Origin of the sequence: Methylobacterium sp. PvP105 (genome assembly GCF_017876975.1) — a bacterium.
Lineage (GTDB): Bacteria > Pseudomonadota > Alphaproteobacteria > Rhizobiales > Beijerinckiaceae > Methylobacterium > Methylobacterium radiotolerans.
This window is the reverse complement of the sequence record NZ_JAGIPA010000001.1, coordinates 2637121-2663868: the sequence shown is the minus strand read 5'-3', so window position 1 is coordinate 2663868 and position 26748 is coordinate 2637121. Positions and strand designations below refer to the sequence as shown.

15 protein-coding genes are annotated in these 26748 nt (G+C 72.1%); 10 read left to right on the top strand and 5 right to left on the bottom strand.

The window, feature by feature from the left end; genetic code table 11:
* Positions 1-184 precede the first annotated feature (184 nt).
* Complete coding sequence (locus tag J3A75_RS12650) at positions 185-1534, top strand: MFS transporter (protein WP_012318594.1); 1350 nt, start codon at positions 185-187, stop codon at positions 1532-1534.
* Positions 1535-1683: 149 nt separating this feature from the next.
* On the opposite strand, the gene J3A75_RS12645 is transcribed toward J3A75_RS12650, so the two are convergent.
* Complete coding sequence (locus J3A75_RS12645) at positions 1684-2394, bottom strand: DUF1013 domain-containing protein (RefSeq protein ID WP_012318593.1); 711 nt, start codon at positions 2392-2394, stop codon at positions 1684-1686.
* Between the two features lie 209 nt (positions 2395-2603).
* Positions 2604-3278 carry a TetR/AcrR family transcriptional regulator gene (locus J3A75_RS12640; protein WP_012318592.1) on the bottom strand — a complete coding sequence of 225 codons (675 nt, stop codon included), beginning with the start codon at positions 3276-3278 and terminating at the stop codon, positions 2604-2606.
* A 90-nt stretch (positions 3279-3368) separates the two neighbouring features.
* On the opposite strand from J3A75_RS12640, the gene J3A75_RS12635 reads away from it, so the two are divergent.
* Positions 3369-4613, top strand: coding sequence for an HlyD family secretion protein (locus J3A75_RS12635; RefSeq protein ID WP_012318591.1), 1245 nt, complete (start codon positions 3369-3371; stop codon positions 4611-4613).
* Between the two features lie 11 nt (positions 4614-4624).
* Entirely contained in the window at positions 4625-6217 is a 1593-nt protein-coding gene (locus J3A75_RS12630) for a DHA2 family efflux MFS transporter permease subunit (protein ID WP_245364326.1), read from the top strand.
* 12 nt (positions 6218-6229) lie between these two features.
* On the opposite strand, the gene J3A75_RS12625 is transcribed toward J3A75_RS12630, so the two are convergent.
* Together J3A75_RS12625 and J3A75_RS12620 are read right to left on the bottom strand one after the other, a co-directional pair.
* Entirely contained in the window at positions 6230-7270 is a 1041-nt protein-coding gene (locus tag J3A75_RS12625; protein WP_024830447.1) for an ABC transporter substrate-binding protein, read from the bottom strand.
* A 409-nt stretch (positions 7271-7679) separates the two neighbouring features.
* Positions 7680-8306, bottom strand: coding sequence for a TetR/AcrR family transcriptional regulator (locus tag J3A75_RS12620; RefSeq protein ID WP_209650264.1), 627 nt, complete (start codon positions 8304-8306; stop codon positions 7680-7682).
* 105 nt (positions 8307-8411) lie between these two features.
* On the opposite strand from J3A75_RS12620, the gene J3A75_RS12615 reads away from it, so the two are divergent.
* Positions 8412-9086 carry a PspA/IM30 family protein gene (locus J3A75_RS12615; protein ID WP_012318587.1) on the top strand — a complete coding sequence of 225 codons (675 nt, stop codon included), beginning with the start codon at positions 8412-8414 and terminating at the stop codon, positions 9084-9086.
* A 48-nt stretch (positions 9087-9134) separates the two neighbouring features.
* Entirely contained in the window at positions 9135-9410 is a 276-nt protein-coding gene (locus J3A75_RS12610; RefSeq protein ID WP_012318586.1) for a YiaA/YiaB family inner membrane protein, read from the top strand.
* 19 nt (positions 9411-9429) lie between these two features.
* Here the strand turns inward: J3A75_RS12610 and J3A75_RS12605 are convergent, their stop codons facing one another.
* Positions 9430-10434 (bottom strand): hypothetical protein, encoded by a 1005-nt coding sequence (locus J3A75_RS12605; protein ID WP_274852329.1) that lies wholly within the window; start codon positions 10432-10434, stop codon positions 9430-9432.
* A 159-nt stretch (positions 10435-10593) separates the two neighbouring features.
* Here J3A75_RS12605 and treZ point away from each other — a divergent pair, with 159 nt between their 5' ends.
* The 5 genes from treZ (at position 10594) to glgB (ending at position 26635) form a co-directional block, all read left to right on the top strand.
* Positions 10594-12399 (top strand): malto-oligosyltrehalose trehalohydrolase, encoded by a 1806-nt coding sequence (gene treZ / locus J3A75_RS12600; protein ID WP_012318584.1) that lies wholly within the window; start codon positions 10594-10596, stop codon positions 12397-12399.
* Positions 12396-17297 (top strand): malto-oligosyltrehalose synthase, encoded by a 4902-nt coding sequence (locus J3A75_RS12595; protein ID WP_063110525.1) that lies wholly within the window; start codon positions 12396-12398, stop codon positions 17295-17297. The genes treZ and J3A75_RS12595 overlap by 4 nt, the downstream gene beginning before the upstream one ends.
* Before the next feature lie 235 nt (positions 17298-17532).
* Positions 17533-20913 carry a maltotransferase domain-containing protein gene (locus J3A75_RS12590; protein ID WP_063110524.1) on the top strand — a complete coding sequence of 1127 codons (3381 nt, stop codon included), beginning with the start codon at positions 17533-17535 and terminating at the stop codon, positions 20911-20913.
* Between the two features lie 164 nt (positions 20914-21077).
* Positions 21078-24356 carry a maltose alpha-D-glucosyltransferase gene (gene treS / locus J3A75_RS12585; RefSeq protein WP_012318581.1) on the top strand — a complete coding sequence of 1093 codons (3279 nt, stop codon included), beginning with the start codon at positions 21078-21080 and terminating at the stop codon, positions 24354-24356.
* On the top strand, positions 24353-26635 hold the full coding sequence (gene glgB / locus J3A75_RS12580; RefSeq protein ID WP_012318580.1) for a 1,4-alpha-glucan branching protein GlgB: 2283 nt from the start codon (positions 24353-24355) through the stop codon (positions 26633-26635). Before treS ends, glgB begins: the two co-directional genes overlap by 4 nt.
* The last annotated feature ends 113 nt before the right edge of the window (positions 26636-26748 follow it).

Sequence of the window (26748 nt, the reverse complement as noted above, 5' to 3'; positions counted from 1 at the left end):
CCGCGCGCCGGCCCCGCGCCGGCCTCGCGCCGGCGCGACGCGCGGACACGATCCGCCGGCGTGATGCGATCGTGATCGCCGGAATGCCGGGCCGGCCAGCCGGATATGGTCGACCCGATGCCACAACCGACCTATCAGGGCGGGGCGGGCGCCGCCGACGCGTCCCGGGCGGGAGGAACGGGCGATGGACGCGGGCGACGTGGGCTTGCGCGGGGCGGCCAGCGCCCCGTGGTACGCGGGTCTCACCCGGCGCCACTGGCGGATCCTGTGGGGCAGCTATCTCGGCTGGATCTTCGACGGCTACGAGGCGGTGGCCCTGGTCTACGCCCTGCGCCCGGCCCTGGCCTCGATCCTCACCCCCGAGCAGGCCCAGGCCCCGGCCTTCTACGTGGGTCTCGCCATCGGCATCACCCTGCTGGGCTGGGGGATCGGCGGCCTGATGGGTGGGATCGCGGCCGACTATATCGGCCGCAAGCGCATGATGATGGTGTCGATCCTGGGCTACGCGCTGTTCACGGGGCTCACCGCCTTCGCGGAGAGCTTCGCGCAGCTCGCCGTGCTGCGCTTCATCACCGGGCTCGCCATCGGCTCGGAATGGTCCACCGGCATCGCCCTCGTGGCCGAGACCTGGCCGAACCGGGCGCGCCCGAAGGGCTGCGGCTTCCTGCAATCGGGCTTCGGCGGCGGCGCCGTGCTGGCCGCCATCGTGTGGGCCGTGCTCGCCGCCACCGAGCCGCTGGGCCCGGAATCCTGGCGGATCCTGTTCGCGCTGGGCGCGCTCCCCGCCTTCGTGTGCCTGTACCTGCGGCGGGCGCTGGAGGAATCCGAGCAGTGGATGCGGGCGCTCAGGGCGCAGCGCTGGGCGGCCACCGCGGAGGACGCGAACCGCGCCCCGCGGAGCGCGCGGCGCCCGTTCTCCCTGACGGAGATCTTCCGCGAGCCCGAGAGCCGGCGGCGGGTCCTGCTCGCCACGCTGCTGTCCTTCGCCACCACGGTGGGCTGGTGGGCGGTCTCGTCCTGGCTGCCGGCCTACACGGAGGGGCTCGCCAAGGCCGCGGGCGCGCCGGCCAATCTCTGGGGCCCGCGCATGGGCATCGTCTACAATATCGGGGCGATCACCGCCTACGTGATCTCCGGCTTCGTGGCCGACGCGATCGGCCGCCGCGCCTTCCTGCTGGTCACCTATGTCGGCTGCATCGCCACGTCGCTCGCCTGCTACCTCTGGACCGGCGGGCTGGTGCCGTTCATGGCGCTCGCTTTCCTGAACGGGTTCTTCACCCTGGGCTTCGCCTTCTCGTGGATGGCGATCTACCTCGCGGAGCTGTTCACCCCGGCGGTCCGGGCGACGGCGGCGAGCGTCGTGTTCAACGGCGCGCGGCTGATCGCCTGGATCTTCCCGATCATCGCCGGGCAGATCGTGACCGCCTTCGGGGGCGTCGCCGCGGCGGCGCTGACGCTCTCCAGCGTCTACGTGATCGGCCTCGTCGTGCCGTGGTTCATGCCGGAGACGCGGGGCCGGCCGCTGCCGGAATAGGGCGATCCCGTTTCCGCCCCGCCCTCTGGCGCGCCCGGGTCCGGCCGGACGCGGAGCGGCCCCCGACTCCGCGGGAGCCGGGGGCCGCGTCCTGCACGGGCCGTCCTGGCGCCCGCCCCGCCTTCGGCCGGGCGGGCGCCGGCCGGCTCCTAGTCCTCGTCGTCCTCGTCGTGGTGCCGGCCCTTGAGCTTGGCGAAGACCGAATCGGCGTCGAGCCGCTCCTCGCGGCCGCCGTGATCGTCCTCGTGCTCCCGCTCGTCGGCGTCGCGGGCCGTGGAGACCTCGGTCGGCAGCAGCGAGGCGCCGGACTCGGCCGCCACCGCGGCCGGGCGGTCGGCCGCCGCGCGCTGGACCTCGAAGTCGAGGTTGATCTGGGTGGTCAGCCCCAGGGTCACCGGGTCCATCGGCTGGAGCGAGCCCGAGTTCCAGTGGGTGCGCTCGCGGATCTGCTGGATCGTCGACTTGGTGGTGCCGACCAGCCGGATGATCTGCGAGTCCTTCAGCTCGGGGTGGTTGCGCAGCAGCCACAGGATGGCGTTCGGCCGGTCCTGGCGGCGGGAGAGGGGGGTGTAGCGCGGGCCCTTGGTGGTGCGCTTCACCTCCGGCAGCTTCACCTTCGAGACGGCGGGCTTCAGCTTGTAGTGCGGCGCCTTCTGGGCCTTCTCGATCTCGTCGCGGGTGAGCTGGCCGGTGGAGACCGGGTCGAGCCCCTTGATGCCGGCCGCGACCTCGCCGTCGGCGATGCCCTTCACCTCCAGCGGGTGCAGCTTGCAGAAATCGGCGATCTGCTCGAAGGCGAGCGAGGTGTTCTCGACCAGCCAGACGGCGGTCGCCTTGGGCATCAACGGACCCTGGGACATGCTTCTCGTGCTCCGGCCTGGCGGGACGGGGGCCGGGCATCGGGCCGCGGGCTCCGGATGACCGATCCGGATGTCCCGTCTCACGCTGTCGAATGGGGATGAGGCACTATAGGCCCGGGCGGGGAGGGGCGCAATCGCGGGTTGGGCCCGTTCGGAGCCCGGCGTGCCGATTCACCGGCGGCCGGATCACCGGCGCCGACTGGTCGCCCTCAGCGGGGGCGCACCCCGTCGAGGAACAGCCGCACCGCCGCCTGCCGCCGCCGCTCCTGCGCCTCCGGGTCGGTGGCGATGCCGTAGAGGGTCGCCTGGGACGACCGGCCGAGGACGAGGCTGAGGAACAGGTCGGCCGCGATCTCGGGATCCGCCACGGCGATCCGCCCGCGCCGGGCGAAGGCGTCGAGCAGCCGCGCCACGGCGCGCACGCCGCGCAGCCAGCCCTCCTCGTGGGCGAGGCGGGCGAGTTCGGGAAACTGCAGCGCCTGGGCCACGAGGTTGCGCTTGAGCATCGCCGCGCCCGGCGACTGGCCGTGGGCCAGCAGGGTGCGGCTGAGATCCTCCAGGGCGGTCTCGACGTCGTCGCTCCCGCCCTGCGCGGCCTGGGCCTCGGCCGCGGCGGAGAGCGGCGCCAGCCACGCGGCGATCCGCTCGCGCAGGACCGCCTCGAACAGGGCCCGCTTGTCGCGGTAGCGCGCGTAGACCGTCGGCTTGCTCATCCCGGCGGCCTCGGCCACCGCGTCGATGGAGGTGGCGTCGAAGCCGCGCTCGAGGAACAGGGTCGTCGCCACGGCGATCAGGTGCGCCTCGCGCCGGGCCGCCTCCGCGCGGGTCGGCCGGCCGCCGCGCCGCGGGCCCGCCTCCGCCCGCTCGATCTCCGTGACCGTCACCCCGCGATCCTCCCTGCTCACCGGCTTGCTCCCCGGCGCCGTTCGTCCTATCAAAACGATACCGTACCGTTTTGATTCTGGCCAGACCCGATGGACGCACGTCGCAGCGACAGCTTCAAGAGCGCCGACCCGGTCGCGGGCGCCCCGGTCTCCCCGCCGGCGACCGCGGCTGTCACGCCCCCGGTCTCCACGCCGGTCCCGGCCCCCGTCTCGCCCCCGGCGCCGCGCCGCCGCCGCGCGCGGACCGTGCTGCCCCTCCTCGGCCTGCTCGCGCTCGGCGGGGCCGGGACCTACGGCTGGCACTGGTGGACCGTGGGGCGCTTCCTCGAGGTGACCGACGACGCCTATCTCCAGTCCGACAAGGTCACGGTGGCGCCGCGCATCGCCGGCACCGTCGCGGCGGTGCTGGTCGGCGACAACCAGCCGGTGAAGGCCGGCGAGGTGATCGCGCGCCTCGACGACCGGTCCTACCGGGTCCAGCTCAAGCAGGCCGAGGCCGAGGTCGAGAAGGACCGGGCGCAGATCCTGGGCGTCGCCTCGGCGATCGTCCAGCAGCGGGCGCAGGTCGCCTCGTCGCGGGCCGACCTCGCCAACGCCGAGGCCGCCCTGACCTTCGCGCAGCAGGAATACACCCGCTACCAGAACCTGCTGCAGACCGGCTCGGGCACGGTGCAGCGCCAGCAGCAGGCGGATGCCGACCTCCGCCAGCGCCACGCCGCCCGCGACAAGGCCGCCGCCTCGCTCGACGCCGCGCAGAAGCAGATCGACAGCCTGAAGGCCCTCGAGGCGAGCACCCGGGCGAGCCTGGAGGGCGCGCAGGCGAAGGTCGAGGGCGTGAGGCTCGACCTCAGCTACACCACCATCGTGGCACCGATCGACGGCGTGGCCGGCGACCGGGCGCTGCGGATCGGGCAGGTCGTCTCGGCCGGCACCGGGCTCCTGACCCTCGTGCCGATGGGCCGCGACATCTACCTCGTGGCGAACTTCAAGGAGACCCAGACCGGCCGCATGGTCGAGGGGCAGCACGTGACCTTCACGGTCGACGCCTTCGGCGATCATGAATTCCAGGGCCGGGTCGAGAGCTTCTCCCCGGGCACCGGCTCGCAGTTCGCCCTGTTGCCGCCCGAGAACGCCACCGGCAACTTCACCAAGGTGGTGCAGCGCGTGCCCGTGCGCGTCGCCCTCGACCCGTCGGACCCGCTCATCGCCCGCCTGCGTCCGGGCCTGTCGGTGGAGGCCACGGTCCACACCGCCGACCCGGTGGAGCCGGTGGATCCCGCCCGCCGCCGGCCGAGGCCCGCCCCGGCGCTGGTCAGCGAGGCCCTGCCGCGATGAGCCCGGCCGCGATGAGCCCGGCCCCGATGAGCCCGGTCCCGGCCGTGGCGGTGGCCGAGGCGAAGGCGAGCGCCCGGGACTGGCTCGCCGTGTTCGGCGCGATCCTCGGCGCCTTCACGGCGATCCTCGACATCCAGATCACCAACGCCTCGCTCGCCGACATCCAGGGGGCGCTCGGCGCCTCCACCGAGGAGGGGAGCTGGATCTCGACCGCCTACCTGATGGCCGAGATCATCGTGATCCCGCTCACCGGCTGGCTGTCCTCGGTGATCGGCCTGCGCCGCTACCTCGCGGTGAACACCATCCTGTTCACCGCCTTCTCGCTGGCCTGCGCGCTCTCGACGTCCTTGAGCCAGATGATCCTGTTCCGCGCCGGGCAGGGCTTCACGGGCGGCGTGCTGATCCCCACCGCGATCGTGATCGTGCGCACGCGGCTGCCCAAGAGCCAGCAGGCGGTCGGCATCGCCATGTTCGGGCTGACCGCCACCTTCGCGCCGGCCATCGGCCCGACGGTCGGCGGCTGGCTCACCGACAACCTGTCCTGGCACTACATCTTCTACCTGAACCTGATCTTCGGTCCGATCGCGGCCGCGATCCAGCTCGGCGCCTTCGAGAAGGCGCCCGCCCGCTGGGGCGAGCTGCTCAAGGGCGACTGGATCGGCATCGGCCTGATGGCGACGGGCCTGCCGGCCCTGACCTTCGTGCTGGAGGAGGGCCAGCGCAAGGACTGGTTCGGCTCGCCCGTGATCATCGAGGCGAGCTGGATCGCGGCGGCCGGCATCGCCGGGTTCATCGTCCGCGAGCTGACGGCGGCGCGGCCGTTCATCAACCTGCGGGTGCTGGCCAACCGCTCGGTCGGCGGCGCCTGCGTGCTGATGACCGTGCTGGGCGCGGTCTCGTACGGGTCGATCTACATCATCCCGGTCTACTGCGCGCAGATCCAGGGCTACAACGCCCAGCAGATCGGCTACGTGGTGATGTGGTCGGGCCTGCCGCAGCTGCTGCTGTTCCCGATGATGCCGCTGATCATGCGCGCCGTAGACGCGCGGCTGCTCGTGGTCACCGGCACGCTGTTCTTCATCGCGAGCTGCTGGATCAATGTCGGCCTGACCCACGACGTCGGCGCCGACCAGCTGATCCTGCCGCAGATCATGCGCGCCATCGGCCAGCCGCTGTTCACGATCCCGCTCTCGCAGCTCTCGACGGCCGGCCTCGCGCCGCGCGACACCGCGGACGCCTCGGCGCTGTCGAACATGATGCGCAACCTCGGCGGCTCGATCGGCATCGCCATGCTGTCGACCATGATCGATCGGCGGGAGCACTTCCATTTCTCGATGCTGGCCGAGGCGATCACCGTCAACGCCACCCGCACCCAGGACCGGCTCGCGGCGCTCGCCGCCGGGATGCACGCCCGGATCGCTGACCCCCTCGCCGCCAAGGGCGTCGCGCTCGGCCAGCTCGCCGCGCAGGTCCGCCGCGAGGCCTACGTGATGGCCTACGCGGACGGGTTCTGGCTGGTGGGGGTGAGCCTCGTGGCGAGCCTCGCGGTGGTGGCGGTCCTCAAGAAGCCGCAGCGCGCCGCCGGACCCGTGGAGGCGCACTGACCGGCCCGGGGCCTACTTCCCCGGCAGGTTGTGGACGATCGGGAAGAACGTGTCCTTCCAGTCCTTGGGCTCGGCCTTGATGGTCTTCATCGCGTAGAAGTGCCGGGCCTGGAGCATGATGCCGTAGGGGGTGGTGGAGAAGTTCGTCCCCGGCTCCTTCATGATCTCGACCAGCGTCTCGGGCGGGGTCTTCTCGTTGGTCGCCGCCACGTAGTCCCTGGCGGCCTTCAGCGGGTCCCGGGCGATCTCGGCGTTGGCCTCGTCGATGGCGGCCACGATGGCGGCGGCGAGCTTGGGATTGCGGTTGTACCAGCCGGTCCGGGCGTAGAAGATCGCGTTGCTCACCGGCTCGCCGACCAGCTCGTAGGAGTTGAGCACCTTGTGGATCGCCGGGTCCTGCAGCTCGCGCTGCTGGAACGGCGGCAGCGAGAAGTGGCTGTTGACCTCGTTGTGCGGGCTCGCCAGGGCCGCCACCGCGTCCGGGTGGCCGAGCTGGACGGTGAGCGGGTCGAGCTTGGTGGCGTTCTCGGGCCCGAACGCTTTCTTGGCGGCGATCTGGAGGAGCACCGCCTGGGACGAGACCTTCACGGAGGGCAGGGCGATCTTGTCCTTGGTGGAGAAGTCCTTGAGTTCCTTCACGTCCGGGTTGCGGGTGAGCAGCATCATCGGCGTGGTGCCGACCCCGCACAGGCCCTTCACGTCGCCCTTGGTGCGGTCGTTGAGCAGCAGCATGTTGGTCGAGCCGCTGTCGACGATGTCGATGTTGCCCGAGAGCAGCGCGTCGTTGCCGGCGGCGCCGCTCGTCAGGTTGACCCACTCCACGGTGACGTCCCCGAGGCCCGCGGCCTTGGCGTGCTTCTCGATCAGCTTGTGCTGCTCGGCCAACACGGCGGGCAGGTAGACGAAACCCGGCTGCCGGCTGATCCGGACCTTGGCATCGTCGGCCCGGGCGGGGGCGGCCAGCGCCAGCCCGGCCAGCAGGAGGGCCGATCCCGTCCGCAGGAGCCGGCGGCGGCCCGGCAGAAACGAGCTCGTCCGCGACGTACGCACCATGACGCTTCTCCCTGTGGCCCGGCATCATCCTGAGCGGAGCCGGGCTTTCGTTGGACGGGGAGTGGACAGGCTCGGGCCGGTGCGCGCAAGGCCGTCCTCACGGTCCGCGAACGCAGAAGCTGCAAAATCCTGCCTGTTGAAATCATCTGCGCGGGGGCGCGGGCGAAGATCGGGCGCGCGGTGGCGAGCGCCGCCACGGGGCGCAGGGCGTGTCCAGGGCGTGTCCAGGGCGTGTCCAGGGCGTGTCGGAGAACGCCGTCGGCCTGCGCCGGGGCGCCGCCCAGACCGGGACCGCCTCCGCGCAGGTGCTGGCGGCCGCCCGCGGCCTCGCCCGGGGTTCGGACGAGCTCGACCAAGGGGTGAAAGCGTCCTGGCGGAGGTCCCGGCGGCCTGGGCGGGGGCCGGGCGCTCAGCCCGCCGAAAAACCCCGCACGGCCGCCCGCACCAGCGCGTCGATCATCGGCCGCACGTCGTCCACGCCGAGGGGCCCGAGGCCGCCGAGATCGGCGAGATAGGTCATGCCGTGGACGCTGGACCACAGCGCCCGCGCCATCACGGGGATCGCCGCCTCGGCGAGGCGGCCGCCGTCGCGCAGCACCCCCTCCAGGATCCCGAACAGGGCCGCGATGTCGGCCTGCACCGAGTCCGGCGCCGGCACCGTGCGGCGCTCGAAGATCGCCGCCCAGGCCGCGTGGTGCTCGCCCGCGAAGGCGAGGTACGCGTCGGCCAGGCACAGGAGCCGCGCCTCCGTCTCCCGCGACGGACAGGCCGCCAGCGCCCCCGCGAGGGTGTCGCGGAGGCGGCGCATGGTGACGGCGTTCGCCTCCAGCCGCAGCGCTTCCAGGCTGTCGAACTGCGCGTAGACCGAGCCGACCGCCGTGCCGGCCCGCTCCGCGACGCCGCGGGCGGTCAGCGCCGCCGCGCCGCCCGCGTTCAGGATCGCCACCGCGGCCTCGATCAGGGCCCGGCGATCGGCCGCCCGGTCGCCCGGCTCCTTCCGCGGCCGCCCCCTCACTTTTTTATGAACGTCGTTCATTTTATCCCTTGCGGCCCGGCGCGTCCCGTGTTCAATTGTTTTATGAACGACGTTCAATCAAATCCGGACGCGGTCCGGCCCGTCGTTCCCGCGAGGTGAACCGTGATGAGGACCCTCTCCTTCCTGATGCGCGGCGTGATCGCCGACAACGCCCAGGCGATCCACGACGCCCACGCCGTGACGATCCTGCGCCAGCAGATCCGGGACGCCGCCGGCGCCCTGGCGACCGCCCGGCGGGAACTGGCCGTCGCCATGGCCTACCACGCCGCCGAGGCGCGCGCCCTGGCGGCGATCGGCGGCCGGATCGACACCCTGTCGGACGGGGCGCGCCGGGCGCTCGGCGACGGCCGCGAGGATCTCGGGACCGAGGCGGCGATCCACATCGCCGCCCTGGAGGACGAGCGGGCCGACCGCCGGGCCGCCGCCGAGCGCTTCGCCGCGGAGGTCGAGCGGCTGAAGCGCCTCGTCGCCGAGGGCGGCGAGCGGCTGCGGGACCTCGACCGCGGGCTCCAGACCGCCCGCACCACCGAGGCGCTGCGGCGGGCCGGCCTCGAGGGCCGCCGGGTCACGACCCTGTCGGCGGGGGCGCTGGGGGAGGCCGAGCGGACGCTGGCGCGCCTGCGCGAGCGGCAGGCGGCCGAGGCGGACGTCGCCGCCGCGCTGACCGAGCTCGAGGCAGAGGCCGCGGGCGGGATCGAGGCCGATCTCGAGGCGGCGGGCTACGGCCGCCCCCGCACGGACCCGCGGGCGGTGCTCGACCGCCTCAGGGCCGGGGCCTGACCGGCGCCGCACGTTTTCCCGTCCGAAGATTCCACTGGAGACCGCACCATGACACCGCAGATGCCCCATACCGGCGCCTGGAAGACCTTCACGCTGGTCAGCTTCGCCGCCGCCGCCGCCATGCTGACGATCGGCATCTTCTTCCTGCCCGCCGAGATCTGGATCAAGGGCTACCTCGCCATGGCGTCGCTGTTCCTCACGGGCACGACCTTCACCCTGGCCAAGACCCTGCGCGACGAGCACGAGGCGAAGCGACTGATCAACAAGATCGAGGACGCCGCCACCGAGCGCGTCCTGCGCGAGGCGGTGCCGGGCCGGCTCTGACCGGATCCCGGAGGCCCGTTCAGCCCGGGGCGTCCAGGAACGCGGCGAGCACCCGGGAAAATTCCGGGGTCCGCAGGTAGCCGTAGGACTTGTGCCGGTTCTCGGCGCCGTCCGGCCTCCGGTAGGCGTTGATCACCGGCACGTCCCGCACCCGCACGCCGGCGGCGTTCGGCGCGTAGAGGGCCGCGAGGTCGTCGCCCACCGTGGCGATGTCCTGGCGGTCCATCAGGTTGGTCCAGGCGGCGAGCGCCGCCGGCACCCGGAGATCGCCGTGCTCGTCGGCGAGCTTCAGCTTCAATTCGGCGAGCCCGAGGGGGGCGCCGAGGGTGACGAGGTCGCAGCGGGGCATCGGCGTCCCGTCCGCCTCGGCGGCGCGCAGCACGTCGTAGGCGATCAGGCCGCCCATCGAGTGCGCGGCGATCAGCACGCGGTCCGCCGCGGCCGCCGCCAGGGCGTCGCGCAGGCGCGCCCGCGCCGCCGCCCGGAACGCCGCGTCCTCGTAGTAGCCCCACAGGTCGTCGAGGCGGTACTCCAAGATCAGGTCGTCCACCGGCGTCAGCCCGGCGGCCTCCTGCAGGTGCGACAGGCCGCGGTAGATCCGGTCGGTGAGGGTCGGCTCGGCGCGGTCCGGCTGCCCCGCCGGGGAGGGGAACGGCCCGAGGCCGTGATCGGGGCGGTAGGGCTCGCGGTTGCGGTCGCCCGCGAGCGGCTGCGGGTAGCGCAGGTCCGCCCAGTACACGAAGGTGAAGGACAGGTCGGCCTCCGCCACCCGGAGCCCGAGATTGCGGTCGAGCCCCTCGCGGATCGCGGCGCGCCACCAGGCGGCCTTCTCATCCCGGGGCGGCTTGTTGGCGAGCCCGTGAATGCCGATGATGTGCGCCCGACCCAGTGTCCGCTCCCAGACCGACGAGAGTGCCGGCCGGGCAAGATAGGGCCGCCCCGCGCCGACGGAACTGCGGCTTAGTTTCCGCGCGGCCCGTGATCCCTGCCGCCGCCCGCAGCCCCAGCCGTCCCCCGCCGTCACGCCCCGCCGTCCCCCCCGCCGTCACCCCATTGCCACGCGGCCGCTCCGCCATAGCTGCGCTGCGGGAACCGGATCGGGCCCGGGGCCTTCTCCCACGACAGATGATCCTGCCGCGCTTGCGTCCCGGTGCGCGCGGCCAATGACGAGGACGGTGGCCCGATGCGGCGCGCCCACAGCATGGAATTCGGGGCCGAGATGGTCGAGGGCGGCGTCCGCTTCGCCCTCTGGGCGCCCACCGCCGAGAGCGTCGACCTCGTCGTCGACGGCGCCGACCACCCCCTGCCCGAATCCGGCGGCGGCTGGCGCCGCACCGCCCTGCCCGGGGTGAAGCCCGGCGCCCGCTACGGTTTCCGCATCGACGGCGACCTCGTCGCCCCCGATCCCGCCTCGCGCTTCCAGCCGGACGACGTCTCGGGCCTCAGCGAGGTGATCGACCCGCGGAGCTTCGAGTGGTCCGACGCGGGCTGGACCGGGCGGCCCTTCGAGGAGGCGGTGATCTACGAGTGCCATGTCGGCACCGCGACGCCGGAGGGCACCTATGCCGGCCTGCAGGCCCGGCTGCCCGACCTCAAGGCGCTCGGCGTCACCGCCATCGAATTGCTGCCGCTCGCCGACTTCAAGGGCTCGCGCAACTGGGGCTACGACGGCGTCCAGCCCTACGCGCCGGACGGCGCCTACGGTCGCCCGGACGATCTCAAGCGCCTGGTCGACGCCGCCCACGGTCTCGGGCTGATGGTCTATCTCGACGCGGTCTACAACCACTTCGGCCCGGCCGGGAACTACCTCCACGCCTACGCCAAGACCTTCTTCACCGAGCGGCACCAGACGCCGTGGGGCGCGGGGATCAACTTCGACGGCAAGGAGAGCGGCGCCACGGTGCGGCAGTTCTTCATCCAGAACGCCCTGTACTGGCTGGAGGAGTACCGCTTCGACGGCCTGCGCTTCGACGCCGTCCACGCGATCCTCGACGATTCGCCCCGCCACTTCCTGGCCGAGCTCGGCGAGACGGTCCGCAAGACCTTCCCGGACCGGCAGATCCACCTGATGCTGGAGAACGAGGCCAACCAGGCCCGCTGGCTCGAGCGGGACGCCGCCGGGCGCCCGAAGATGCACGACGCCCAGTGGGCCGACGACCTGCACCATTGCTGGCACGTCCTGCTGACAGGCGAGGACGCCGGCTACTATAAAAGCTTCGCCGACAAACCGGTCGCCCACCTCGCCCGCTGCCTCGCCGAGGGCTTCGCCTACCAGGGCGAGCCGTTCCCGACCCTCGACAATCACCCGCGGGGCGAGCCTTCCGGGCACCTGCCGCCCTCCGCCTTCGTGACCTTCCTCCAGAACCACGATCAGGTCGGCAACCGGGCGCTCGGCGAGCGGCTCAACCACCTGGCCGATCCCCGGAAACTCGACCTCGCCCGGGCCGGGCTCCTGCTGGCGCCGCAGATCCCGATGCTCTGGATGGGCGAGGAATGGTCGGCCTCGGCGCCGTTCCTGTTCTTCGTCGACTTCGCGCCCGACGCGGACCTGAACAAGGCGGTGCGCGACGGCCGCCGCCGGGAGTTCAAGAGCTTCGCGGCGTTCGCGGACGACACCTCCAAGATCCCCGACCCGACCGAGGCCGAGACCTTCGCGGCGTCCAAGCTCGACTGGTCCGAGCGGGAACGCTCGCCCCACCGCGAGGTGCTGGCCGAGACGACCCGGCTCCTGGGGCTGCGCCGCGACGCAGTCGTGCCCCTGGCGAAGTCCGGCTACGAGGGCGCCGCCGCCACCCTGCCGCGCCCGGACGTGGTCGACTGCACGTGGCGCTTCGGCGCCGGGACCCTGCGCTTCGTGGCCAATGTCGGGACCGAGCCCTTCGCGCTGGATCCGGGCGGTGCCGAGCCGGTCTGGACCAATGCCCCGGACGGCGCCGGACGCGATCTCCCATCCTGGACCGGCGTGTTCCTGACGGAGTCCCGCTCGTGAGCGCCCTGGAACAGCTGGCCGACCTCGTCGGCGTCGCCGCCGGCTACACCGACGCCTTCGGCAAGCCCGTCGAGACGCCGCTCGAGGTGCGCCGCGGCCTGCTCGCCGCGCTGGGCTTCGCGGTGGAGGACGAGGCCGCGATCGCCGGGAGCCTGGCCGAGGTCGAGCGCCTGCGCCGCGGCCTGATCCCGCCGCTCCTGCCCGTGGAGGCCCGCCGGGCCGCCCGCGTCCCGGTGCGGCCGCAGAACGGCGCGCCGCACACGCTGGTCTGGCGTCTCGTGGACGAGCGCGGCACCGCCCGCGAGGGACGCGCCAACCCGCAGGGGTCGGAGCCGAGCTTCGAGCTGCCGCCGCTGACGCCGGGCTACCACCGCCTCATCGTGCAGGCCGGGCCGACCCGCACCGAATCCTGGGTGATCGCCGCACCCCAGCGCTGCTGGCGCCCGCGCCCCTACACGGAGGAGGGGGCCTCCGACTGGGGTCTGGCCGCCCAGCTCTACGGCCTGCGCTCGGCGACCAATATCGGCATCGGCACATACGCGGATGCCGGCGAGGCCGCCCGCGAGGCCGCCCTGCGCGGGGCGGCCTTCCTGGGCTTGAGCCCGGTCCACGCCCTGTTCGGCTCCGACCGGACCAAGATCTCGCCCTACTCGCCCTCCTCGCGCCTGTTCCTGGAGACGCTGTTCATCGCCCCGCGCAGCCTGCCGGGCCTCGCCGGGTCCCGGGCCGAGGCGCTGCTCGCCGAGCGCGCGGACGCGATCACGGCCTTGCGCGAGGCGGCCCTCGTCGACCACCAGGGCGTCCACGACGTGCTCGACCCGGTGCTCCGGGCGCTCTGGGCCGAGTCGCCGGCCCGCGCCGGCACCGATGCGGGCTTCGAGCAGTTCCGCCAGGAGGGCGGCGAGGATCTCGAATCGCACGCCCTGTTCGAGGCGCTGTCCGAGCATTTCCGGCAGCGGGGCGCCCACTGGCTGGGCGACTGGCCGGAGGATTATCGCCGGGCCGGCACGGACGCGGTGCGGGCCTTCGCGGCGGAGAACGCGGACCTCGTCGGCTACCACGCGTGGCTGCAGTACCTCGCCGACCGGCAGCTCGCCGAGGCCTCCGCGGCGGCGCTCGGCGCCGGCATGCGGGTCGGGCTCTACCGCGACCTCGCGGTCGGCGCCGACCGGGGCGGCTCCGAGATCTGGTCGCATCCCGAGCGCTTCGCCGACAGGGTCTCGATCGGCGCGCCGCCGGACCTGTTGGCGCCGAAGGGCCAGAACTGGGGCCTGCCAGCCTTCGACCCGCTGGCGATGGAGCGCGACGGGCTCGCGGCCTTCCGGGCCCTGGTGCAGGCCAACATGCGCCACGCCGGCGCGATCCGAATCGACCACGCCTTCCAGCTCGCCCGGCTGTTCCTGATCCCGCTGGGCGCCGGCGCCCAGGCCGGCGCCTACGTGGCGATGCCGTTCGAGCCGATGCTGGCGGTGCTGCGGCTGGAGAGCCACCGCAACAAGTGCCTCGTCATCGCGGAGGATCTCGGAACCGCCCCGGAGGGCTTCTCCGACGCGCTGATGCGGGCCGGGGTGCTCAGCTACCGGATCCTCGCCTTCGAGCGCGAGGGCGACGGACGGTTCAAGCCGCCCGCGGCCTACCCGCGCGACGCGCTCACCGCCATCACCACCCACGACCTGCCGACCTTCGTCGGCTGGTGGCGCGGGGTCGACACCGACACCCGCCAGTCGCTGGGCCTCTACGACCAGGAGCGGGCCGAGGCCGAGCGGGGCGAGCGGGTGGTGGAGCGCCGCCGCCTCGCCGAGGCGCTGGCGGCCGAGCAGCTCATCCCCTCCGCCGAGCCCCCGGACGCCGCGCCCTTCGAGGCCGCCGCCCGCTATCTCGCCCGGGCCCCCGCGATGCTCACGGCCGTCCAGTACGAGGACGTGGTCTCGGAACTCGCCCAGGCCAACGTCCCGGGCTCGACCGAGGGCTACCCGAACTGGCGGCGCAAGCTCGACCGGGACCTGGCCGACATCGCCGCCCCAGGCGGGCCGCTGGCGAAGCTCGCGGCCGCCCTCTCGGCCGAGGCGCGGGGCCCGCGCTCGGGCGCCGCGCGGCTCGCCGCGCCGCCGCCGCGCGCGACCTACCGGCTGCAGTTCCACAAGGACTTCACCTTCGCGGATGCGGGGAAGATCATCCCGTACCTGCACCGGCTCGGGATCAGCCACGTCTACGCCTCGCCGCTCCAGAAGGCGCGGCCCGGCTCGACCCACGGCTACGACATCGTCGACCACGGCGCGATCAACCCGGAACTCGGCGGCGAGGAGGGCTTCATCGCGCTCTCCGAGACGCTCCACGCCCACGGGATGAAGCTGCTGCTCGACATCGTCCCGAACCACATGGGCGTCGGCGGGTCCGACAATCCGTGGTGGCTGTCGGTGCTCGAGTGGGGCTCCCTGTCGCCCTTCGCCGACGCCTTCGACATCGACTGGCAGCGGCTCGGCGCCGGGCGCAACCTCGTGATCCCGTTCCTCGGCGACCGCTACGGCGAGGCCCTGGAGAAGGGCACGCTGGAGCTGAGGTTCGACCCCGACAAGGGCGCCTTCAGCGTCTGGCACTACGAGCACCAGCTGCCGATCCGCCCCTTGAGCTACCCGACCATCCTCAACCGGGTGATCGCCGCCATCGGGGCCGTGGACGACGACACCACCGCGGAGCTGCTCGCCATCTCCGAGCGGCTGCGGGCCATGGCGATCGACACCGACGAGACCCGCCGCAAGACCTTCCCCGAGGAGGCCGAGGGGCTGAAGCGCCGGCTCGCCGAGATCTACGGCGTGTCGCCGCTGATCCAGGAGGCCACCGCCAGCACCCTGGCGCTGCTCAACGGCTTCAAGGGCCGCCCGGACAGCTTCGGGCCGCTGCACCGGCTCTTGGAGGCCCAGGCCTACCGGCTCGCCCACTGGCGGGTGGCCTCGAGCGACATCAACTACCGCCGCTTCTTCGACGTGAACTCGCTCGCCGGCCTGCGGGTCGAGCTGTCCGACATCTTCCACCGCTCCCACGAGACCGTGTTCCGGCACGTCCGCGAGGGCCGGATCGACGGGCTGCGCATCGACCACATCGACGGCCTCGCCGACCCGCTGGGCTACGCGCGGGCGCTGCAGGCGGCGGTCGGCCCCGGCTTCTACGTGGTGGTGGAGAAGATCCTGGAGCCGGGGGAGCGGCTGCGGCCCTGGCCGGTGGCCGGGACCACGGGCTACGACGTGCTCAACCAGCTCGACGGGATCCTGGTCGACAAGGGAAAGCGCGCGAAGATCGAGCGGCTCTACACCTGGGCCACGGGCTTCGACGAGCCCTACGGTTTCCAACTCCGCGCCGCCAAGGCCGAGATCCTGGAGATCAGCTTCGCGAGCGAATTGGAGGTGCTGACCTCCGACCTCAAGGAGGTCGCCGATGGCGACCGGCGCACCCGCGACTTCACCGTCAACGCCCTGCGCCGGGCGCTGATCGAGATCATCGCGCGCTTCCCGACCTACCGGAGCTACCTGCCGCCGGAGCTGGAGGAGGGCGAGGTCGAGCCCGAGGATGTCCGGCTGATCGAGGGGGCGGTGGCCAAGGCCAAGCGCTGGTCGAGCCTGCCCGACCGCTCGGTCCACGATTTCGCCGCCGAGGTCCTGCTCGGGCGGATCGAGACGGCGGGACCCGGCCGGCCGGACCCGCGGGTGGTGCTGCGCTTCCGCCGCCGGTTCCAGCAGCTCACCGGCCCGGTCATGGCCAAGAGCCTGGAGGACACGCTGTTCTACCGGTACGCCTGTCTGCTCGGCCTCAACGAGGTCGGCGGCGATCCGGGCGAGTACGGGATCGACGCGGAGCATTTCCACGATCTGCAGGTCGCCCGCGCCCGGGACTGGCCGAACGCCATGATCACCACGGCGACCCACGACACCAAGCGCGGCGAGGATGCCCGCACCCGGCTGCTCGCCCTCTCGGAGATCCCCGAGGAATGGGCCAAGGCCTGGGACCTGTGGCAGCGGGTCGCCGGCCCGCACCTCGCCCGGATCGACGGCGAGCCGGCCCCCGACGCCAACGACCAGTGGATGTTCCTTCAAGCCATCCTCGGCGCCTGGCCCCTGGAGCTGCTGGAGCGGGACGAGGCAGGCGCGATCGAGGATTTCCGCAATCGGCTGATCGCCTACGGCGAGAAGGCCATGCGCGAGGGCAAGCGCCGGTCGAGCTGGGTCAACGTCGACGCGGTCTACGAGGGCGCGGTCAAGAAGCTGTTCACGGCGCTGATCGCCCCCGGCTCGGATTTCCTCCGGGAACTCCGGCCCTTCGCCCGGCGGCTCGCCCATCTCGGCATGCTGGCGAGCCTCGGCCGGACGGTCCTGAAATGCACCCTGCCGGGCCTGCCCGACACCTACCAGGGCACGGAGATCTGGGACTTCTCCTTCGTCGATCCCGACAACCGCCGCCCGGTGGACTACCCGGCCCTGGAGCGGATGCTGGAAGAGGGTGGGGCGCCCGCCGAGCTGCTGGGCCACTGGCCGGACGGGCGGGTCAAGCAGGCGACGCTGACACGGCTGCTCGCCGAGCGGGCCGAGCGCCCGGACTTCTACGCGAGCGCCGCCTACGAGCCCGTCGCGGCGACCGGCGCACGGGCCGACCACGTCATCGCCTACCGGCGGACCGATCCCGTCCAGGAAGGCGGCGACCTGTTCGTGGCGGTGCCGCGGCTGGTGGCGGGCTCCGTCGGGGAGGCCGTCTGGTCGGGCGAGGCCTTCGCGGGCACCCGGGTCGATCTCGGGGCCGGCAGCCGCTGGCGGGACCTCGCCTCGGGACGGGTGGTCGAGGGGGAGGGGGCCGATCTCGGGATCCTCCTGCGCGACCTGCCCTACGCGGTGCTGCGGCGGGAACCGTGACCGCGCCGTCGTCGCGCGCGCAGCGACGCGACCCAGGGCAGCGCGACGTTCGCGGACGTGGCGCTGCTGGATCTCTGCGCTGCGCTCGCAGAGACGGGGGCGCTCCGGGCAGTTCATTCGATGCCGCCGCCGCGGCCTTGTCACGCGCGTCTGCTGAGACACGTCGGACCGGATCGCGAGGCACGCCCGCGCGGTTCGGGCGTTACGACACTGGGAACGGGAGCCGAGAGGCAGCATGAACGCACCGACCAAAGCCGCTGCGACGTCCGGGGCCGAGGCCGTCCTGCCGGCCGCGCTGGCGCCCCGGGCCGAGGGGCCGCGGATCTACAACCTGTTCCCGCTCCTGGTCGGGCGCGTCTCGGACTGGACCGCCGAGCTGCCGCGGATCGCCGCGCTCGGCTTCGACTGGGTCTACCTCAACCCGTTCCACCAGACCGGCGGCTCCCGGAGTCTCTACGCGGTGGCCGACCCGGACCGCCTCGACGAGCGTTTCCGCGATCCTGACGGCACGCCCGACGACGAGCAGATCCGCCGCTTCTGCACCGCCGCCGAGGCGCTGGGCCTGTCGGTGATGACCGACCTCGTGATCAACCACACCGCCGACAACGCGCGGCTCGCCACCGAGCGGCCCGACCTGTTCATGAAGGAGCCCGACGGCTCGATCATGCACCCGGCCGCCGTCGATCCGGACGACCCGTCGATCCGCACCGTCTGGGGCGACCTCGCCGAGCTCGACTACCACACCCCCTCCGCCCGGGATGAGCTGACCCGGATCTGGGGCGCCTACGTGGCGCATCTCCAGAGCCTCGGCGCGAAGGGCTTCCGGTGCGATGCCGCCTACAAGGTGCCGCCGGAGACGTGGCGCGTCCTGATCGGGCAGGCCAAGAGCCGAGATCCCGCCTGCCTGTTCGCCGCCGAGACCCTCGGCTGCACCTTCGAGGAGGCCCGGGCCACGGCCGGCGCCGGCTTCGACTACCTGTTCAACTCCTTCGCGTGGTGGGACCTGAGGAAGCCCTGGGCGCTCGAGCAGTACGAGCGCCTGCGGGTGCTGGCCCCCTCCATCGCCTTCCCCGAGAACCACGACATGAAGCGGCTCGCCGCCGAGATCGGCGGCGGCCCGGACGCGGTGGCGGCGCATCTGCGCACCCGCTACGCGCTCGCCGCCTTCTTCTCGGCGGGCGTGCTGATGCCGATCGGCTACGAGTGGGGCTACCGCCGGGCGCTGCACGTGGTCGAGACCACCCCGGGCGACCGCGAGAACGAGACCGGCATCGACATCTCCGCGTCCATCCGGGCCATCAACGCCCTGCGGGCGGAGCTGCCGGCCGCCAATGTCGAGGGCGCGCAGATCCGCATCTCGTCCCCCGACAGCGATCTGGTGGCGCTCGCCCGCTTCGACACCGGCCACCCGGCCTCGGCGCGGCACGGGCTGATCGTGCTCTACAACCCGACCGACAGGCCGGTGCCGGTCGAGGCCGGCGCGCTCATCGCCCGCACCGGCGGGATGCTGGGCGCCTTCGTCGACCGGACCCCGGAGGCCGAGCCGATCGCGTTCCATCCCGGCAGCGCCATCGACCTGATGCCGGGCGAGCTGCGCATCCTCGCGGCCACCGCCCAGGAAGTCGCCCGGTTCCCCGAGCGCGGGGCGCCGGACGGGGAGGGGCGGGTCGTGATCGAGGCCGTGGCGCCTGAGATCGACGGCGGCCGCTCGCCGGTGAAGCGGATCGTCGGCGAGTCCCTGCGGGTCGAGGCCGACATCTTCTCCGACGGCCACGAGATCATCGACGCCGCGATCCTGTCGCGGGTCGCCGGCAGCGACGCGTGGCGCGAGGACCCGATGGTCTTCGTCGACAACGACCGCTGGGCCGGGCAATTCCCCCTGGAGCGGAACGCCCGCTACGAGTTCACCCTGATCGCGTGGCGCGACGCCTTCTCGTCCTGGGTGCGCGACACCCTCAAGAAGCGCGCCGCCGGCGTCGATGTCCGCCTGGAGACGATCGAGGGCGTGGCGCTGGTCGGGACCGCCGCCTCGCTGGCCCGGACCCGGGGCGGCCGCGACGCCGACCGGCTCGCCGCGCTCGTCGCCGCGCTCGCCGCCGAGGAGACCGGCTCGGCCGCCCAGCTCGACCGGATCCTCCAGCCCGACGCGTCGAGCCTCGTGCGCCGCAACGCCGAGCGGGTGAACCTGACCCGCTATCCCGTGACCCTGCCGGTGATCGCCGACCGCCTCGCGGCCCGGTTCTCCGCCTGGTACGAGATCTTCCCGCGCTCGCAGTCGATGGACGTCAACCGCCACGGCACCTTCGACGACGTCATCCGGCGCCTGCCCGAGATCCGCGAACTCGGCTTCGACGTCCTCTATTTCACGCCGATCCACCCCGTGGGCCGCACCAACCGCAAGGGGAAGAACAACACCCTCAAGGCCGAGCCCGGCGACGTCGGTTCGGTCTACGCGGTGGGCGCGGAGGAGGGCGGCCACGAGGCCGTGCATCCCGAGCTGGGCACGCTCGCGGATTTCGAGCGGCTGGTCGCGGCGAGCCACGCCTACGGGATGGAGATCGCCCTCGACTTCGCGATCCAGTGCTCGCCGGACCATCCCTGGATCAAGAACCACCCGGAATGGTTCGAGTGGCGCCCCGACGGCACGCTGAAATTCGCCGAGAATCCGCCGAAGAAGTACGAGGACATCTCGAACGTCCACTTCTACGGGGGGGCCCTGCCCTCGCTCTGGATCGAGCTGCGCGACATCCTGCTCGGCTGGTGCGCGCGGGGCGTGCGCATCTTCCGGGTCGACAACCCGCACACCAAGCCGATCCCGTTCTGGGAATGGGTGATCGGCGAGGTCAACGGCCGCTACCCGGACGCGATCTTCCTCGCCGAGGCCTTCACCCGCCCGAAGATGATGAAGAAGCTCGCCAAGGCCGGCTACCAGCAGAGCTACACCTACTTCACGTGGCGCAACACCAAGCAGGAGCTCACCGACTACGCCCTGGAGCTGGCCGGCGAGATGGGCGAGTACTACCGCCCCAACTTCTTCGCCAACACGCCCGACATCAATCCCTACTTCCTCCAGACCAGCGGGCGCGCGGGCTTCGTCATCCGCGGCACGCTCGCCGCGACCCTCTCGTCGGTCTACGGCATCTACAACGGCTTCGAGCTGTGCGAGGCGGCGCCGTACCCGGGCAAGGAGGAGTATCTCAACTCCGAGAAATACGAGCTGAAGGCCTGGGACTACGACCGGCCGGGCAACATCCGCGAGCACATCGTCAAGTTGAACAGGATCCGGCGCGAGAACCCCGCCCTCTGGGACTTCCGCAACGTCACCTTCACGGGCGCCTGGAACGACGCCATCATCGCCTACGCCAAGGCGACGCCGGAGCGCGACAACTGCGTCTTCACCATGGTCAACCTCGACCCGAAGAACCGCCAGGAATGCACCTACGAGGTGCCGCTCTGGCTGTTCGGTCTGCCCGATGACGGCGCCGTCGAGGTCGAGGACCTGCTGCAGGGCTACCGGTTCGAGCTGCGCGGCAAGACCCACCGCATCGCCCTCGATCCGGCCGAGCGATCCTGCGTGATCTGGCGCCTCCGGGCGCCGCGGCGGGTTGCGGGCTGAGGCCGCCCGTGGCACTCGACCCTCCGGCACGCGGCCATGGCCGTTGAATCCGGCGGCGGGCCTGCCCGTCGCCACCCCCCGCACCCGCGCGGCGGCCCCCCGCCCGCGCCCCGGCCGGTCACCGCGCCGGTCCCGTCCGATCCGACCGATGAGGCAGCGACGCGATGATCGATCGCAGCGACCCGCAATGGTACCGTGACGCCATCATCTACCAGATCCACGTCAAGTCGTTCTTCGACTCGAACAACGACGGGATCGGGGATTTCGTGGGCCTGACCCAGCGCCTCGACTACGTGCGCGACCTCGGCGTCACGGCGATCTGGCTGATGCCGTTCTACCCCTCGCCCCTGCGCGACGACGGCTACGACATCGCCGATTACCGGGACATCAACCCGTCCTACGGGACCATGGAGGACTTCAAGGCCTTCGTGGAGGCGGCGCACGAGCGCGGCCTGCGGGTCATCACCGAGCTCGTCATCAACCACACCAGCGACCAGCATCCCTGGTTCCAGGCCGCCCGCGAGGCGCCGCCCGGCTCGCCGGAGCGCAACTTCTACGTCTGGTCGGACACCGACGAGCCGTACAAGGACACACGCATCATCTTCCTCGACACCGAGGCGTCGAACTGGACCTGGGACCCGGTCGCCAAGCAGTATTTCTGGCACCGGTTCTACAGCCACCAGCCGGACCTGAACTTCGACAACCCGGCCGTGCTGGAGGCCGTGATCGAGGTGATGCGCTACTGGCTCGACATGGGCGTCGACGGGCTGCGGCTCGACGCGATCCCCTACCTGATCGAGCGCGACGGCACGAACTGCGAGAACCTCGCCGAGACCCACGAGGTCATCAAGAAGATCCGCGCCGCGCTGGACGCCGAGTATCCGGACCGGATGCTGCTCGCCGAGGCCAACCAGTGGCCGGAGGAGACCGCCCAGTACTTCGGCGACGGCGACGAGTGCCACATGGCGTTCCACTTCCCGCTGATGCCGCGGATGTACATGGCGATCGCCCGGGAGGACCGGCACCCGATCACCGACATCATGCGCCAGACCCCGGAGATCCCGGAGGGCTGCCAGTGGGCCATCTTCCTGCGCAACCACGACGAGCTGACGCTCGAGATGGTCACGGCCGAGGAGCGTGACTATCTCTGGTCGTTCTACGCCGCCGAGCGGCGGGCCCGGATCAACCTCGGCATCCGCCGCCGCCTCGCGCCGCTCCTCGAGAACGACCGGCGCAAGATCGAATTGATGAAGTCCCTCGTCCTGTCGATGCCCGGCACGCCGGTGCTCTACTACGGCGACGAGGTCGGCATGGGCGACAACATCTATCTCGGCGACCGCGACGGCGTGCGCACGCCGATGCAGTGGAGCCCCGACCGCAACGGCGGCTTCTCCCGGGCGAACCCGCAGAAGCTGTTCCTGCCGGCGATCCAGGACCCGATCTACGGCTTCGACGCCATCAACGTCGAGGCGCAGACCCAGGCCCAGACGAGCCTCCTGAACTGGACGCGGCGCATGATCGCGATCCGCAACAACAGCGTCGCGCTGGGACGCGGCACGATCCAGTTCCTGTACCCGTCGAACCGCAAGGTCCTGGCCTGGATCCGCGAGCACGAGGACGAGCGGATCCTGTGCGTGGCGAACCTGTCGCGGGCGCCGCAGGCGGTGCAGCTCGACCTGTCGGAACTGCGCACCGCGGTGCCGATCGAGCTCACCGGCGGCACCGAGTTCCCGCCGATCGGCGACCTGCCCTACCTGCTGACCCTGCCGTCCTACGGCTTCTACTGGTTCAGCTTGAGCGCCGCGCGCTCCGGGGTGGTCGGCCCGCAGCAGGAGCCGCCGGAGCTGTTCACCCTGGTGCTCACCGGCGGGATCGAGACCCTGATGAGCGGGCGCGAGCGCGTCGCCTTCGAGCGCACCGTGGTGCCGCCGTTCCTGACGAGCCGGCGCTGGTTCGGCGCCAAGGGCTCGCGGATCAAGGCCACGAAGGTCGTCGACTGCGCCGCCCTGAAGGACGTCGACGGCAGCGCGCGCTTCCTGCTGCCGCGGCTGCAGGTGCAGCTCGCCAGCGGCGAGACCCAGGAATACTTCGTGCCCGTGGGCGTCGAGGAGGGCCGCGAGGACGAGACCCTCATGCCCTTCGCGGTGGCGCGGGTGCGCCGGGGACCGCGCACCGGCCTGCTCTACGGCGCGGCCGGCTCCAACGACTTCGCCGCCTGCCTGATCGACGACATGCGGCAGGCCCGCGAGATCCCCACGGAGACCGGGCGGCTCGTCTTCGCCGTCACCTCGGCCTTCGACCCGGACGTCACGGTCGACGTGGCCGACATCCGCCGGCTCTCGGGCGAGCAGAGCAACACCTCGATCGCCATCGGCTCGAAGATGATGCTCAAGCTGCTGCGCCGCCTGCAGCCGGGCCTGCACCCCGAGATCGAGGTCGGGCGCTTCCTCACCGAGCAGGCGGGCTTCTCCAACACCCCGGCCCTGCTCGGCACCCTGGAGCATGTCGCCGAGGACGGCACCCGCACGGCCCTCGCGGTCCTGCAGAAGTTCGTCATGAACCAGGGCGACGCCTGGACCCTGATGCTGGAGGGCCTGCGCCGGGACTTCGAGACCGTGGTGCTGACCCCGGAGAGCGAGGCCGCGACCCCCGAGGAGGCGTTCCAGGCCCACCGGCCCTGGGCCGACCTGCTGGGCCGGCGCACCGCCGAGCTGCACGCGGCGCTCGCCATCGAGACCGACGACCCGGCCTTCGCGGCCGAGCCGTTCACCGGGGACGACCTCGCCGTGCTGGCGCGCGACGCCCGCCACCAGGCCGAGCGCGCCTTCCGGGCGCTCAAGGGCCTCGCCGACCGGGGCCTCGACGCCGGCAAGCCGGCCTGCGCGGAGCTCGGCCGGCGCCGGGGCGAGGTCGAGGCGCTGATCGGGTCGCTCACCGCCGCGCCGGTCCGGGGCGCCCACAAGACCCGCATCCACGGCGACTACCACCTGGGCCAGGTGCTGGTCGCCGAGAACGACCTGATCATCGTCGACTTCGAGGGCGAGCCCTCGCGCCCGGCCGACGAGCGCCGGGCCAAGTCGATGCCCCTGCGGGACGTCGCCGGGCTGATGCGCTCCTTCGCGTACGGCGCCGAGACGGTGATCCGGGAGATCACCGCGCGGTTCGCCGACTCCGAGGAGCGGGCGCGGGACGCGGCGACCGCGTGGCGCGGCATGATCGAGGCGGCGTTCCTGGCGGGCTACGAGACCGCGGTCGAGGGCTCCCGGGCGGCGGTGACCGACGCGGATTCCAGGGCCCGGCTGCTGCGCCTCTGCCTGCTGACCAAGGCCCTCTACGAGGTCGACTACGAGGCCAACAACCGGCCGGACTGGATCGAAATCCCCGCCCGTGGGGTTCTCACCATTCTGGACACGGACGGACACGAGCCCGGAGCATCTGAATGACGGCGATCGACGAGACCTTCGCAACGCGGGTCGACCCGGAGGGGGCGACGGCGCGGTCCGCGGATGTCCCGGGCTCCGGCGCCGCGCAGCCGCCGAGCGTCCACCCGGACGCGATCGCCGCGCTGATGGCGGCCAATCACGGCGACCCCTTCGCGGTGCTCGGCCCCCACCGCGTCGGGCCCAGGGCCTGGGAGGTGCGCGCCGTGCTGCCCGAGGCGCGGGCCGCCACCCTGGTCATGGACGGCCGCACCGCGCCGTTCGAGAAGCGCCATCCGGACGGGTTCTGGGTCGCCCGGGTCGAGGGCGAGCACCGGCCGCTCTACGAGATCGAGGTCGAGTCCTGGGACGGCGCCAAGCGCCGCCGCTACGACCCCTACGGCTTCGGCTCCTCGATCGAGCAGTACGACGTGGCGGCGCTCCGCGAGGTCGGCACCAACCTCGTCTACCGGATGCTCGGCGCCCAGTCGGGTCAGCTCGACGGCATCGACGGTTTCCGCTTCGCCGTCTGGGCGCCCAACGCCCGCAAGGTCAGCGTCGTCGGCGACTTCAACGACTGGGACGGGCGGCGCCACCCGATGCGCCTCTGGCAGGACGGCGGCATCTGGGAGCTGTTCGTGCCGGGCCTCAAGGCCGGGGTCCGCTACAAGTTCGAGATCCGCGGCCCCGACGGGTCCCTGGTGCCCCTCAAGGCCGACCCGGTCGCCTTCGCGGCCCAGCACCCGCCGGAGACCGCCTCGGTCACCCACGGGTCGGGCGACTTCGACTGGCGCGATTCCGGCTGGATGAGCACCCGCGGCGCCAAGGACCCGCGCCACGCGGCGATCTCGGTCTACGAGGTCCATCTCGGCTCCTGGGCGCGGGTGCCCGAGGAGGGGAACCGCTACCTGACCTACCGGGAGCTCGCCGAGCGGCTGATCCCCTACGTGAAGGATCTGGGCTTCACCCATATCGAGATGCTGCCGATCACCGAGTTCCCGTTCGACGGGTCCTGGGGCTACCAGCCGGTCTCGCTGTTCGCGCCGACGAGCCGCTTCGGCACGCCCGAGGATTTCGCGGCCTTCGTGGACGCGGCCCACGCGGCCGGCATCGGCGTGCTGCTCGACTGGGTGCCGGGCCACTTCCCCCTCGACGCCCACGGGCTCGGCCTGTTCGACGGCACGCACCTCTACGAGCACGCCGACCCGCGCCAGGGCTTCCACCAGGACTGGGGCACCTACATCTACAATTTCGGGCGCACCGAGGTCGCGACGTTCCTCGCCGCCAACGCCCGGTTCTGGCTGGAGCACTACCACCTCGACGGCCTGCGCGTGGACGCCGTCGCGTCGATGCTCTACCTCGACTACTCGCGCCGCCAGGGCGAGTGGATCCCGAACCGCTACGGCGGCAACGAGAACCTCGACGCCATCGACTTCCTGCGCAAGACCAACGAGGCGACCTACAGCCACGCCCCGGGGACGATCACGGTCGCGGAGGAATCGACCTCCTGGCCGGGCGTCTCGCACCCGACCTACACGGGCGGCCTGGGCTTCGGCTTCAAGTGGAACATGGGCTGGATGCACGACACCCTGCATTTCATGCAGGAGGATCCGATCCACCGCCGCTACCACCACCACAACCTGACCTTCGGGCTGCTCTACGCCTTCTCGGAGAATTTCATCCTGCCGCTGTCCCACGACGAGGTCGTGCACGGGAAGGGCTCGCTGCTCGGCAAGATGCCGGGCGACCGCTGGCAGAAATTCGCGAATCTCCGGGCCTATTACGGCTTCATGTGGGGGCATCCCGGCAAGAAGCTGCTGTTCATGGGCGGCGAGTTCGGCCAGGAGCGGGAGTGGAACCACGACAACAGCCTGGACTGGCACCTGCTGGAGGATCCCCTGCACAAGGGCGTCCAGAGCGTGATCCGCGACCTGAACCGGCTCTACGTGTCGACGCCGGCCCTCTACAGCCGCGACGTCGAGCACACCGGCTTCCAGTGGCTGGTGGCCGACGACCAGGACAACAGCGTCATCGCCTGGGCCCGCAAGGGCGCGCAGTCCGGCGAGGTCGCCATCGTGGTGTCGAACTTCACGCCGGTGCCGCGGGAGGGCTACCGGATCGGCGTGCCGCAGGCGGGCTTCTACCGCGAGGCGTTCAACTCGGATGCCGGGGTCTACGGTGGCTCCAACCTGGGCAACCAGGGTGGGCGCCATACCGACGATCAGGCGAGCCACGGCCAGAAGCAGAGCCTGTCGCTGACCCTGCCGCCGCTGGCGACGATGATCTTCCTGCTGGAGGGGTGAGCCCCTCGTCCCGCCCGCGGGGTGCGCCCCCCGCGGGCCACGCGCGGCGAAGCCGGAGCGCGGGTGCGGGCGCGGCGGCACGGCAGGGTGCGGCTCGGATCCCCTCTCCCGCG